Genomic DNA, 13,154 nt, shown 5'->3' with positions numbered 1-13,154 from the left:
AGCGTCCGTACCGTGCGGGGCATGGAAACCAGGACTGCTGACGAGAGCACCGAGCCGGCCGTGGCTGCCGAAGCCATCGAGGACGAGTACGACGCCGAGGCGGCGGAAGCGACCGAGGAGCGCCCCTTTGGTGTCGGTGTCGGCCAGGGCGCCGGGGCGATCGTCTCCATAGCCCTCGGCATCGTGTCGCTCACCGGCGGCTGGATCGGCACCGTCGCCGCCGCCCGCGAGACCCTCGTCGGGCAGTTGGAGACCTCGTCGAGCGCCAGTGTCGCCCAGCAGATCCAGGAGGTCTACGGCGACGCCTGGCACACCACCGCGCTGTGGGCGGGACTGTTCGCGCTGGCCGCCCTGGTCACCGCCGTCGTCGTCCTGATCCGGCCCGCCTTCGGCACCCCAGGCCGGCCACAGGCCCTGTGGATCCGGTCGGCCGCCTGGGCGGGCGTCTGGCTCGGCGCCGTCGCACTGCTCCTGGCCGTCCTCAAGTACACCGACGCCCTGCTCGGACTGCCGTCCGCGAACTGAGGCGACGCCTCTAAGGCATGAGGCGCGTCCAAGGGCGCGCCTAAGACCTCCCGAACGCCGGCTAAGGCCCCGCTCCTCGTCGAAGATGCGGAACTCTCCCGATGTGGCGGACCCACCTGGGAGACGAAGGTTGAGGCATCGCAGGAAGCGAGATCCGAAACCGCCGTCCGAGGGGGACACCATGTACGAGTACGAGATGCACCAGCACCGCTCCGCCGAGCTGATCCGCCGGGCCGAGCAGGACCGGCTGGTCCGCGAGGTCCTGCGCGCCGGCGACGACGACCACAAGACCGAGGGACGCGGGGCCCCCGCCCACCGCGTGCGCCGGTACCGTTTCGCCCGGGCCGCGTGACCGCGCCGCGCCCTCTCCCGCCGGTCGGTCCGGTCTCTCCGGTCTTTCCGGTCCTTCCGGCGAGGAGTAGGGCGGTGCCGGACGCCTGTGCGATGCTCGGAGCCGTGGAGACCAGGTCCGTCAGCCCCGTTTTCGTCGGCCGCGCCGACGAGTTGGACATGCTGAGCGATGCGCTCGCCCGTGCCGCCGGTGGGGGTACCTCCCAGGCTTTCGGCACTGGGGGAGAGCCGCAGGCGTTGCTCGTCGGAGGGGAGGCCGGTGTCGGCAAGACCCGGCTGGTGGAGGAGTTCGCCGGGGCCGCCGACCGCGCGGGCGCCGTCGTCGCCGTCGGCGGCTGCGTCGAGATCGGCGCCGACGGGCTGCCGTTCGCCCCGTTCTCCACCGCGCTGCGCGCCCTGCGCGCCGCCCTGCCCGGCGAACTCGCCGCCGCCGCGGCCGGCCAGGAGGAGGAACTCGCCCGGCTCCTCCCGGAGCTGGGCGAACCCCGCACCGGCCGGCACGACGAGGAGGGCATGGCCCGCCTCTTCGAACTCACCGCCCGCCTCCTGGAACGCGTCGCCGCCGACCGCACGGTCGTCGTCGCCCTGGAGGACCTGCACTGGGCCGACGCCTCCACCCGCCACCTGCTGTCCTACCTGCTGCGCACCCTGCGCACCGGCCGCCTCGTCGTGCTGGCCACCTACCGCTCCGACGACATCCACCGCCGCCACCCGCTGCGTCCCCTGCTTGCCGAACTCGACCGGCTGCGCACGGTCCGCCGCATCGAACTCGCCCGCTTCAACCGCGAGGAGGTCGGCCGCCAGATCGCCGGCATCCTCGCCGCCGAACCCGACCCCGCGCAGGTCGACGACATCTTCGAACGCTCCGACGGCAACGCCTTCTTCGTCGAGGAACTCGCCGTCGCCGCCCACGCGGGCTGCCGCACGGGCCTGACCGACTCCCTGCGCGACCTGCTGCTGGTGCGTGTCGAGACTCTGCCCGAGAGCGCCCAGCACGTGGCCCGGATCGTCGCCGAGGGCGGCTCCACCGTCGAGTACGCGCTGCTCGCCGCGGTCGCCCGGCTCCCCGAGGACGACCTCATCGAGGCGCTGCGGGCCGCGGTGAACGCCAGCATCCTCACGCCCGCCCCGTCCGGCGACGGCTACCGCTTCCGGCACTCCCTGGTCCGCGAGGCCGTGAGCGACGACCTGCTGCCCGGCGAGCGCTCCCGCCTCAACCGGCGCTACGCCGAAGCCCTGGAGGCCGATCCCGCCCTGGTGCCCGCCGACGCGCGGGCCACCCGGCTGGCGAGCTACTGGTACCACGCGCACGACCCGGCCAAGGCCCTGCCCGCCGTCCTCGACGCCTCCGTGCAGGCCCGCTCCCGCCACGCCTACAGCGAGCAACTGCGGCTCCTGGAGCGGGCCATGGAGCTGTGGGACATCGCCCCCGAGGACGTCCGCCGGCGCCTGCGCATGGCCGACTACAGCGAGGTGTACCGCCCCTGCGGTGGCGATTCCGCCACCGACGGGCTGAGCTACTACGACCTGATGGCCGAGGCCGCCGTGGCGGGCCGGTTCTGCGGCGAACGCGAGCGCGCCCTGAAGATCACCAAGCGGGCACTGCGGCTGCTGGGGGACGACGACCCCCTGCGCTCGGCGTGGTTCTGGGTGCAGCGCTCCCGGCTCACCCAGGCCCTGGCGCGCGACGACGGCTGGGCCGAACTCGCCACCGCGCAGGACCTGGTGCGCGGCCTGCCCCCGTCCGAGGTGCACGCCGAGGTCCTCGCGGCCGTGGCGGGCTGGTCCATGCTGCACCAGCCGGGTCCCGACGCCATGACCGCCGCCGAACGCGCCGTCGAGTACGCGCGCATGGTCGGCGCCCACGACATCGAGCTCAACGCCCGCCTCACCCTCGGCGGCCTGCGGGTCGACTCCGGTGACACCGAGTCCGGGCTGGCCGAGATGTACGAGGTCAAGGAGCGGGCCGCGGAACTGGGCCTGGACAACGAGCTGGGCCGCAGCCTGGTCAACCTGCCGTCGGTGCTGGAGGGCGTCGGACGCTCGGCGGAGGCGGTCGGCATCCTGGAGGAAGGCGTCCGGATCACCCGCAGGCTCGGGCTGCTGGACTCCGAGGCGTGGATCTGGGGCAATCTCGCCGAGTCGCTGTACTCCCTGGGGCGCTGGGACGAGGCCGCCGAGGCCGCGGCCAACGCCCAGCGCGTCGAGCAGAGCGCCAAACCCCGCACCGGCGGCTCCGTGCGCCTCGCCTACCTCGCCCTCGCCCGGGGCGACCTGGCCGGGGCCGCCCACCACCTCGCCGCCGCACGGGCCTGCCTCGGCACCCATGACCTCATGCCGCAGTACTCCCTGCCGATGAGCTGGATCGCCCTCGGCATCGCCGCGGCCCAAGGGCGCCTGGAGGACGCCCGCGCCGAACTGGACCGGGCCCTGGACGCCGGACTCCCGCCCGGCACCCAGCGCTATGGCTGGCCGCTGCTGCTGGCCGCCGCGACCGCCGAAGCCGACGCCCAGGGCCTGCCCGCCGCCGCACCCGGGCGCGCCCGGATCCTCGAACGCCTGCGCACGGCGACGAAGGGCCTGGCCACCGGAGCGCCCCTGTGGCGGGCCCACGAGCAGTGGCTGGGCGCCGAACTGCTGCGCGCGGAGGGCAGCTTCGCCCCCGAGGAGTGGTGCAGGGTCGTCACCGCCGTGGAACCACTCGAGCGGCCCTACGACCTCGCCCGCGTGCGGTACCGCCTCGCCGAGGCCCTGCTGGGCGCCGCCCCGGGCGACGACGAGCGGGCCCGCGCCACGGAACTGCTCCGCCTCTCGGGCGCGGTGGCCGAGCATCTCGGCGCCCGCCCGCTGTCCGACGCCGTCACCCGCCTCGCCCAGCGCGCCCGCCTCACCCTGACCCACGCCCCCCGCTCCGCCCTCACCCCCGCCGACGCCCTGGGCCTGACCAACCGCGAGCGGGACGTGCTGCGCCTGGTCTCCGCCGGCCGCACCAACCGCCAGATCGCCGAGGAACTCTTCATCTCCCCGAAGACCGCCAGCGTCCATGTCTCCAACATCCTCTCCAAGCTGGGCGTCTCGGGCCGCGGCGAGGCGGCGGCGGTGGCCCACCGGCTGGGGCTGTTCCGGGCGGAGGCCGAGGGCAGGCCCGTGGCGGGTTGAGGACAGACACCGACGTGTACCCGGACACCGACCAACCCGAATGGGAAAGGAAACGCGATGTTCAGCACCTTCGAGGAGTTGTTCGCACCGGGCCGCAAGCACACCCGGGAGGAGAAGAACCGCCTCGCGACGACCCGCGTGGACGTGGGGGACAACGACCCCAGCCGGGGGCCGATAGACCTGGCGTCCGGGAAGGTCGTCATGCGGCGGCCGAAGCCGGAGCCTTCACAGGACAGCGGCGATAACTAGCTCACATCCACCTCCAGGATCCGGTCGTCGCCCTCCTTCGGGTTGCCCCGGCCGTCCGTGTTGCTGGTGGTCAGCCAGAGTCTGCTGCCGCCGGCCGACACCACCGTGCGCAGGCGGCCGTGCTCGCGCAGGAAGAACGCCTCCGGGTCCGCCGAGGTCTCCGTGCCCTTCAGCGGGACCCGCCACAGGCGGTTGCCGCGCAGGCCCGCCATCCATATCGAGCCCTCGGCGTAGGCGATGCCGCTGGGGGAGGCGTCCTCGGGGCGCCACTGGGTGATCGGGTTGTGGAACGCAGGGTCGTCGGACCTGCCCTCGACCTTCGGCCAGCCGTAGTTCTCGCCCGGCTTGATCGTGTTCAGCTCGTCCCAGGTGTTCTGCCCGAACTCGGAGGCGAAGAGCCGCTGCTTGGTGTCCCAGGCGAGGCCCTGCACATTGCGGTGCCCGAACGAGTACACCGGGGAGTCGGGGAAGGGGTTGCCCGGGGCCGGCTCGCCGTCGGGGGTGAGACGCAGGATCTTGCCGCCGAGCGACTCCTTGTCCTGGGAGAGCCCCTCGTCGCCGCGCTCGCCCGTGCCCACGTAGAGCATCCTGTCCGGGCCGAAGGCGATCCGCCCGCCGTTGTGGATCATGCCCTTCGGGATGCCTCTGAGGATGGTGTCGGGCGCGCCCAGCTGCTTGCCTGCGGGCTTCTTCTCGTCGTAGATCATGCGGACGACGCGGTTGTCCGAGGCGGAGGTGAAGTACGCGTAGACCATGTGGTCCGACGCGTAGTCCGGGGACAGGGCGATGCCCATCAGGCCGCCCTCGCCGGCCGGCTCGACGCCCGGCACCTCGCCCAGCTCGGTCTTCTTGCCGCTCTCCGTGTCCACGCGGGTGATCGTCGCCTCGTCGCGCGAGGAGACCAGCAGATCACCGCCCGGAATCGGGGCCAGGCCCCAGGGGGTGTTCAGGCCCTCGGCGACCGTGCGCACCACCTTCGCGCTGCCCTCCGCCGGCGGGGTCTCCTCGCCGCCCGGTGGCGAGGGGGTGCCCTGTGCGGACGTACCGCCCGGGGAGGTGGTGGCGCCGGGGGTGCCTCCGTCGTCGGAGGAGCAGCCGGCCGCCAGCAGCAGCGCGCCCGCGGCCAACACGGCCGTCACAGCTCGACGTTGCACGATCATGATCCCTTCGACGCGGGCGGGTTCTCACTTGTCATACACCGCTCGCGCCTCACAGGTTCCCGATCACCGAAACCCGAACCACGCCGGGTCCACAATTCCCCGGACCCGCACGCCCACGACGCTCGCTCCCGCGATGATCGCCCCCCTTGCCCCCTTGTCCCTACGCCTCTCGCCCCTACGCCTCTCGCCCTACACCCCTCGCCCCACGCTCCTCACTCCCACGACCCCCGCGCCCCGGGCAGCCCCGCCACCTCCGCCAGGTCCTCCGGGGTCAGCCGCAGCCCGGCCGCCCCCGCGTTCTCGATCACCCACCGCTCCTGCTTGGCCCCCGGCACGGGCACCACATGGCGGCCCCGGGACAGCACCCACGCCAGGGCCACCTGTGCCGGGGTGACGTTCTCCCCGTGGCGCCGGGCGATCCGGCGCAGGCCGGCCACGATCGGCTGGTTGGCTGCCATCATCTCGGCGGTGAAGCGGGGGTGCCGGGCCCGCATGTCCTGCGGCTCGAAGCCCTGGCCGGGCGTGAGCGTACCGGTGAGGAAGCCGTTCCCCAGAGGCATCGCCGCGAGGAAGCCGACCCCGCGCTCCTCGCACCACGGCAGCAGCGCGTCCAGCGCCTCCGGCGACCACACCGACAGTTCGGCCTGCACCGCGCTCACCGGGAACACCTGCTGCACCCGGCGCAGTTGGCGCAGCGTCGTGTCGTACAGCCGGGCACCACCCGCCCGGCGTCCGCCGCGTACCCCGACCGCGCACAGGCCGAGCGCCCGCACCTTCCCCGCCCCGACGAGTTCCGCCATCGCGCCCCATGTCTCCTCGACGGGGACCTCCGGGTCGGCGCGGTGCAGCTGGTAGAGGTCGATCACATCGGTCTGGAGCCGGCGCAGCGACGCGTCGCAGGCCCTCCTGACGTATCCGGGGCGGCCGTTGGCCACGATGTGCTGCTCGCCGACCAGCAGGCCCACCTTCGTCGACACGAACGCGTCCCGGCGCCGTTCCTTCAACACCCGCCCCACCAGCAGCTCGTTGGTGAACGGCCCGTACATGTCGGCGGTGTCCAGCAGTGACGACCCGAGGTCCAGCGCCCGGTTGACCGCTCTCAGCGACTCGTCGCCCCGCTGCCGCGACGCGCTGTACGCCCAGCTCATCGGCATGCACCCGAGTCCGACGGCCCCCACCTCGAGCGCCGCCGCGCCGATCCTCCTGCGCTCCACCTGCTCGTGACCCTCCCTGTGCCGAACCCCAACCTAACCTCTGCACGCGCGTGTCCCTGACATAGCCTCCCGTCATGACGAACGACATGGTGAGAGACGTGTGGCTGCCCCTTCCGCCCGGTGACATCGACGGCCTGCCCGAGGGGCTCAACTACCTGTTCTGGGACGGCGGGGAGAGCGGTGACCAGCCGTACCCGGGGGACCCCGCCGACTGCGTCGTGTACGTGGTGCCGTACATGAAGCGGCAGTCGGTGAAGGTCCGTCCGCTCAAGGAGCTGCGCAACGTCCGGCTGGTGCAGACGCTCACCGCCGGCGTCGACGACGTCACCGCGAACCTGGCCGACCTGGTACCGGGGGTGGCCCTGTGCAACGCGCGCGGGGTGCACGAGGCGAGCACCGCCGAGCTGGCGCTGACCCTGACGCTCGCCTCCCTGCGCGGCATCCCGGGCTATGTGCGCGCCCAGCAGGAGGAGCGCTGGCAGACCGGGTTCCGGCCCGCGCTCGCCGACAAGAGCGTGCTGATCGTCGGCTACGGAGCGATCGGCGCCGCCATCGAGGACCGGCTCGCACCCTTCGAGCTCGCGCGGGTGGCGCGCGTCGCGCGCTCCGAGCGCACCACGGCGCGCGGCCCGGTGCACCCGATCACCGAACTGCCCGCCCTGCTCCCTCAGGCCGACGTCGTGATCCTGTCCACGCCGCTCACCGACACCACGCGCGGCCTGGTGGACAAGGGCTTCCTGGCCCGGATGAAGGACGGCGCGCTGCTGGTCAACGTGGCCCGGGGCGCCGTCGTGGACACCGGCGCCCTGCTCGCCGAACTGGAGAGCGGCCGCATCACCGCCGCCCTGGACGTCGTCGAACCCGAGCCACTGCCCCCGGGCCACCCCCTGTGGCACGCGCCGGGTGTGCTCATCACTCCGCACGTCGGCGGCCCCAGTTCCGCCTTCCTGCCGCGCGCCGAGCGCCTGCTGGCCGACCAGTTGCGGCGTTTCGTGAACCAGGAGCCGCTGCGGCACGTGATCCTTACGACGGGCACGGCAAGCGTGTAGTCCGGTTCGAGCACCCTCCGCAGTCCCCCGAACGCAGCACGTACGCGTGTCGCTGCCGCCGTCACTGAGCGTAGAGGAACTATGTCCCTGAGTGACGAGACTGGTGTATCGTCCCGACAGGGGCTGCGCCGTGCACCGTTCGGCGCCGGGGATCGACATTGCAGACTTGTGAGGGGGGCAACGGGCGATGCACGGCCTATGGACGAACGATCCGACGCGGCGGGGCCGCCGACGGCGACCCTGGCGCACGGCCGCGCGCAGGCGCGGCCACGGCACTCATCACAGCCATCACCACCCCAGGCACGGCGTCCGCAGGAGGAACGCCCACCCAGCGCACCGCGACCGGCCGGTGCGGACCGGGAGGGTCCGGTGACCGCGCCGCCGTCGACCTCCACGGGCCTCCTCGACGGGGCACCGAGGGCACAGGCTCCGGCCGGGCCGACCCCGGCCGGACCTCCGCCCTCCGGTGCCACCCGGTCGGGCCTGGTCCACCAACTGCTCCTGGCCCTGGTCTGCGCGGGATACGCCGTCGGTTCCGCGTTCGGCTGGGGATCCAGCAAACTCGCCCTGATCATGGGCGACTTCGGGCTCAGCGCCGCGGCGGGCGCCGCGGCCGTCTCCTGCTTCCTCTACGCGCGCTCACGCCGCGTCCGCTTCCGCCCCGCCTGGCTGCTGTTCGCGCTCTCCTCGGCGATGGCGGCCCTGGGCAACGGGGTCTGGGGGTGGTACGAGGTCATGCTGGAGCGACCCGTGCCCAGCCCCTCCTACGCGGACCTGTTCTTCCTGTGCTTCGCGCCGCCCGCGATCGTCGGCCTGCTGGTGCTCGCCACCCGGCCCGCGAACAAGGCCGGCTGGGTCTGCCTGGCACTGGACGCCTGGCTGATCGCCGGCTCGCTGCTCACCCTCGCGTGGAGCCTCGCCCTCGCCCAGGCCGCCCGGTTCGAGGGGGCCAGTGTCGCGCACGCCGCGCTCTCCCTGGCGTACCCGCTGCTGGACATCGCCCTGGTGAGCATGGTCCTGGTGCTGCACTTCCGCAGGACCGCCGTCAACCGCACGGCCGTCAACACCGCGATCGGGGCGCTCGCCCTGACCGTGATGTGCGACGCCCTGTTCACCTCACCGCTGCTGCACCACACCTACCGCTCCGGCCAGCTGCTCGACGCGGGCTGGTTCGCCGGCTCGCTGCTGCTGGCGTACGCCCCCTGGGCCACCCCCCGCCGCCACCGCGGGCCGGGCGAGGCCGACGGGTACACGCGTGTGGTGCACGAGCACCTGCCCGGCCAGCGCACCGGCGCCCCGCACCCCTCCGTGACCGCGCAGGCCGTCGCCGCGCAGACCGGCGAGCACACCCGGTACCAGGTCACCCGGCCCATCACCGGCTCCCTCGCCGCGCTGACCCCCTATCTCGCCGCAGCCGTCTGCACCCTGGGGATCCTCTACAACGTCCTCAACGGCCGCGACGTCGACCGCGTGGTGCTCCTGACGGCCGGCACCGTCGTCCTCGCCCTCGTCGTGCGCCAGGGCATCATGCTGCTCGACAACATGGCCCTCACCCAGGAACTGGCGCAGAAGGAGAACCACTTCCGCTCCCTGGTGCAGGGCTCCAGCGACGTCATCATGATCGCCGCCCCCAGCGGCGTCCTGCGCTACGTCTCCCCGGCCGCCGCCGGTGTCTACGGCCGCCCGGCGGAGGAGCTGGTGGGCACGGAACTGGCCAATCTCATCCACCCGGAGGACCTGGGCTGCGTCGTGCACGAGGTGCGGCGTTTTCTCGCCGCCAGCCCACTTGAGGAGCCCACTACGCGCATCGAGTGCCGTTTCCGTTCGGGTGACGGCGGCTGGCTGAATGTCGAGTCGACCGTCAACCGCCACCACGGCGGCCTCATCTTCAACAGCCGGGACGTGACCGAAAGAGTGCGCCTGCAGGCGCAGCTCCAGCACAACGCGGAGCACGACCCGCTCACCGACCTGCCCAACCGCGCCCTGTTCACCCGGCGCGTCCAGCAGGCCCTGTCCGGCCGCCGCAGCTCCGACCGGGGCACCGCCCTGCGGAACACGGCCGTCCTCTTCATCGACCTCGACGGCTTCAAGGCCGTCAACGACACGATCGGGCACCAGGCCGGCGACGAACTGCTCGTCCAGGCCGCCCGCCGGCTCCAGGAGGCCGTCCGGCAGGGCGACACCGCCTCCCGGCTGGGCGGCGACGAGTTCGCGGCCCTGATCGTCGGCGACCACACCCGTGACCGCGTCGCCCGCGAACGCCACATCCTGGAGCTCGCCGACCGCCTCAGGCTCACCCTCTCCCAGCCCTACACGATCGACGGCAACGAGGTCCGGGTCGCCGCCTCGATCGGCGTCGCCTTCGCCGAACCCGGCCTCGGCGCGGGGGAGCTGCTGCGCAACGCCGACCTCGCGATGTACCGCGCCAAGGCGGGCGGCAAGGGCCGGGTCGAGCTGTACAAACCGCAGATGCAGCAGGACGTCGTACGCAAGGCGGAACTGGCCACCCGGCTGCGGGCCGCGCTGCACGACGGCGAGTTCACGCTGCTGCACCAGCCCGTGGTGCGGCTCGACGACGGCGCGATCACCGCCGTCGCCGCCCAGGCCCGCTGGCGGTCCTCGCAGGGTGTGCTGTTCACCCCCGCCGAGTTCCTGCGGGTCGCCGAGGACAGCGACCGGACGGCCGAGCTGGGCCGCTGGATGCTGGAGGAGGCAGTGGAGCAGGCCGCCGAGCGCACCGCGAGCGGGGTCGTCGTCCCCGTGGCCGTGCGGATGAGCGCGCGCCGGCTGCTGGACCGGTCGATGCCGCTCGGCTCGATCGAGGCCCTGCTGACCCGGCACGGCCTGCCGTCCGGCTCGCTGATCGTCGAGCTGTCCGACACCGACCCCCGCGTCCCGCTGGACGAGCTGGAGCGCCGCCTGGGCGCCCTGCGCCGGCTCGGCGTACGGATCGCGCTGGACGGCTTCGGCAGCGGCTACGCGGCGCTCACCGCGCTGCGCAGGCTGCCCCTCGACGTCCTCAAGCTGGACCGCGGGCTGGTCGAGGGCGTCGTCGAGTCGGCCCGACTGCACAAGATCACCAGCGGCCTGCTGCACATCGCCACCGACCTGGGACTGCAGTCCGTGGCCGACGGCGTCGACCTGCCGGAGCAGGTCGCGGCGCTGCGCGCGATGGGCTGCACCCATGGGCAGGGCATGGCGTTCTCGGGGCCGCTGGACGAGTACCGGCTGCGCCGGGCGCTCGGTTCCGGCCACTGTCCGATGCCGCAGCCACCGGCCGAACCGGCCTTCGCCCTGAGCGGCATCACACCCCTGCGTTCACATAATGAGACCCCCGTCCCACCCACTTGACAGTGAGTGCGTGCCGGGGGGAGGGTCTGTGCCATGCGCACCCGAATTCTCGTACTTGGAAAGCGCGTCGGCTGACGCTGAGCCCCTGACCGCTCAGCGACCCCACCGGCGCGCTCCCCTCGCTTGCCTTACGGCACGAGGGGTTTTTTGTTGCACCAGCACCCGTCGTACTTCGCCCAAAACTCGCAAAACACCCTCAGCATCGAGAAGAGAATGCCGATGACCGAGCAGGCCACCGGGGCCCCTCATCCGCAGCCCCGGCCCCGATCCGGAGGACACAACTCCGCTCCCGTCGAGCACGTCACGGGTGCGCAGTCCCTCATCCGCTCTCTCGAGGAGGTCGGGGCCGACACGGTGTTCGGCATTCCCGGCGGTGCGATCCTTCCGGCCTACGACCCGCTGATGGACTCCACCCGGGTCCGCCACGTCCTGGTCCGCCACGAGCAGGGCGCCGGCCACGCCGCCACCGGCTACGCGCAGGCCACCGGCAAGGTCGGCGTCTGCATGGCGACCTCCGGCCCCGGCGCCACCAACCTGGTCACCCCGATCGCCGACGCCCACATGGACTCGGTGCCGCTGGTGGCGATCACCGGCCAGGTCGCCTCCAAGGCGATCGGCACGGACGCCTTCCAGGAGGCGGACATCGTCGGCATCACCATGCCGATCACCAAGCACAACTTCCTGGTCACCAAGGCCGAGGACATCCCCCGGGTGATCGCGCAGGCGTTCCACATCGCCGCCACCGGCCGCCCCGGCCCGGTCCTGGTCGACATCGCCAAGGACGCCCTCCAGGCGAAGACCACCTTCACCTGGCCGCCCACCATGGACCTGCCGGGCTACCGCCCCGTGACCAAGCCGCACGCCAAGCAGATCCGCGAGGCCGCCAAGCTGATCACCACCGCCAAGCGGCCCGTCCTGTACGTCGGCGGCGGCGTCCTCAAGGCCAGGGCGACCGCCGAGCTGAAGGTGCTCGCCGAGCTGACCGGCGCGCCCGTCACCACCACCCTGATGGCGCTCGGCGCGTTCCCCGACAGCCACCCGCAGCACCTGGGCATGCCCGGCATGCACGGGTCCGTCGCCGCCGTCACCGCCCTGCAGAAGGCCGACCTGATCATCGCCCTCGGCGCCCGCTTCGACGACCGCGTCACCGGCAAGCTGGACAGCTTCGCCCCGTACGCCAAGATCGTCCACGCGGACATCGACCCGGCGGAGATCGGCAAGAACCGCGCCGCCGACGTGCCGATCGTCGGTGACGCCCGCGAGGTCATCGCCGACCTCATCCAGGCCGTCCAGAAGGAGCACAGCGAGGGCGGCCAGGGCGCCTCCGCCCAGGAGAACTACGCAGCCTGGTGGACCGACCTGAACCGCTGGCGCGAGACCTACCCGCTCGGCTACGACCAGCCCGACGACGGCTCGCTCTCCCCGCAGCAGGTCATCGAGCGCATCGGACAGCTCGCCCCCGAGGGCACGATCTTCGCGGCGGGCGTCGGCCAGCACCAGATGTGGGCCGCCCACTTCATCGAGTACGACAAGCCCGCCACCTGGCTGAACTCCGGCGGCGCGGGCACCATGGGCTACGCGGTCCCGGCCGCCATGGGCGCCAAGGCCGGAGCCCCCGACCGGACCGTCTGGGCGATCGACGGCGACGGCTGCTTCCAGATGACCAACCAGGAGCTCACCACCTGCGCCCTGAACAACATCCCGATCAAGGTCGCCATCATCAACAACGGCGCCCTCGGGATGGTCCGCCAGTGGCAGACCCTGTTCTACAACCAGCGCTACTCCAACACAGTGCTGCACAGCGGCCCCAACGACATCAACCCGGAGGCCAGGGGCACCCGCGTCCCCGACTTCGTGAAGCTGTCCGAGGCCATGGGCTGCTACGCCATCCGCTGCGAGTCCCCCGACGACCTCGACAAGGTCATCGAGGAGGCGAACTCCATCAACGACCGCCCCGTCGTCATCGACTTCGTCGTCCACGAGGACGCCATGGTGTGGCCGATGGTCGCCGCCGGCACCTCCAACGACGAGATCATGGCCGCCCGGGACGTCCGCCCCGACTTCGGCGACAACGAAGACGACTGAGCGAGAGAGAC

The 13,154-nt window shown here is 72.5% G+C and carries 9 protein-coding genes; 7 read left to right on the top strand and 2 right to left on the bottom strand.

Annotated features, from left to right (window positions below; translation table 11 throughout):
- Positions 1–21 precede the first annotated feature (21 nt).
- From ACH5AC_RS27245 to ACH5AC_RS27230, 4 genes are all read left to right on the top strand, one after another.
- Complete coding sequence (locus ACH5AC_RS27245; protein ID WP_398864794.1) at positions 22–525, top strand: hypothetical protein; 504 nt, start codon at positions 22–24, stop codon at positions 523–525.
- 181 nt (positions 526–706) lie between these two features.
- The gene (locus ACH5AC_RS27240) at positions 707–877 is read left to right on the top strand and encodes a hypothetical protein (RefSeq protein WP_398864793.1); all 171 of its coding nucleotides are present in this window, start codon (positions 707–709) and stop codon (positions 875–877) included.
- Positions 878–969: 92 nt separating this feature from the next.
- Complete coding sequence (locus ACH5AC_RS27235) at positions 970–4,035, top strand: AAA family ATPase (RefSeq protein ID WP_398864844.1); 3,066 nt, start codon at positions 970–972, stop codon at positions 4,033–4,035.
- Positions 4,036–4,092: 57 nt separating this feature from the next.
- Complete coding sequence (locus ACH5AC_RS27230) at positions 4,093–4,284, top strand: DUF6191 domain-containing protein (RefSeq protein ID WP_398864792.1); 192 nt, start codon at positions 4,093–4,095, stop codon at positions 4,282–4,284.
- Here the strand turns inward: ACH5AC_RS27230 and ACH5AC_RS27225 are convergent.
- Together ACH5AC_RS27225 and ACH5AC_RS27220 are read right to left on the bottom strand one after the other, a co-directional pair.
- Complete coding sequence (locus ACH5AC_RS27225; RefSeq protein WP_398864791.1) at positions 4,281–5,444, bottom strand: PQQ-dependent sugar dehydrogenase; 1,164 nt, start codon at positions 5,442–5,444, stop codon at positions 4,281–4,283. The two genes, ACH5AC_RS27230 and ACH5AC_RS27225, sit on opposite strands and share 4 nt — an antisense overlap.
- Positions 5,445–5,656: 212 nt before the next feature.
- Complete coding sequence (locus ACH5AC_RS27220; protein WP_398864790.1) at positions 5,657–6,658, bottom strand: aldo/keto reductase; 1,002 nt, start codon at positions 6,656–6,658, stop codon at positions 5,657–5,659.
- 74 nt (positions 6,659–6,732) lie between these two features.
- On the opposite strand from ACH5AC_RS27220, the gene ACH5AC_RS27215 reads away from it, so the two are divergent.
- From ACH5AC_RS27215 to ACH5AC_RS27205, 3 genes are all read left to right on the top strand, one after another.
- Complete coding sequence (locus ACH5AC_RS27215) at positions 6,733–7,707, top strand: 2-hydroxyacid dehydrogenase (RefSeq protein ID WP_398864789.1); 975 nt, start codon at positions 6,733–6,735, stop codon at positions 7,705–7,707.
- A gap of 369 nt (positions 7,708–8,076) precedes the next feature.
- Positions 8,077–11,058: a putative bifunctional diguanylate cyclase/phosphodiesterase gene (locus tag ACH5AC_RS27210; RefSeq protein WP_398864788.1), complete on the top strand. Its 2,982-nt coding sequence runs from the start codon at positions 8,077–8,079 to the stop codon at positions 11,056–11,058.
- A 219-nt stretch (positions 11,059–11,277) separates the two neighbouring features.
- Complete coding sequence (locus ACH5AC_RS27205) at positions 11,278–13,143, top strand: acetolactate synthase large subunit (protein WP_398864787.1); 1,866 nt, start codon at positions 11,278–11,280, stop codon at positions 13,141–13,143.
- The last annotated feature ends 11 nt before the right edge of the window (positions 13,144–13,154 follow it).

This window comes from Streptomyces sp. NPDC018693, assembly GCF_044391385.1.
In the GTDB taxonomy this organism is placed as follows: Bacteria; Actinomycetota; Actinomycetes; order Streptomycetales; family Streptomycetaceae; genus Streptomyces.
Note: the sequence above shows the minus strand (reverse complement) of the source record. Positions and strands in the feature narration are given on the sequence as shown.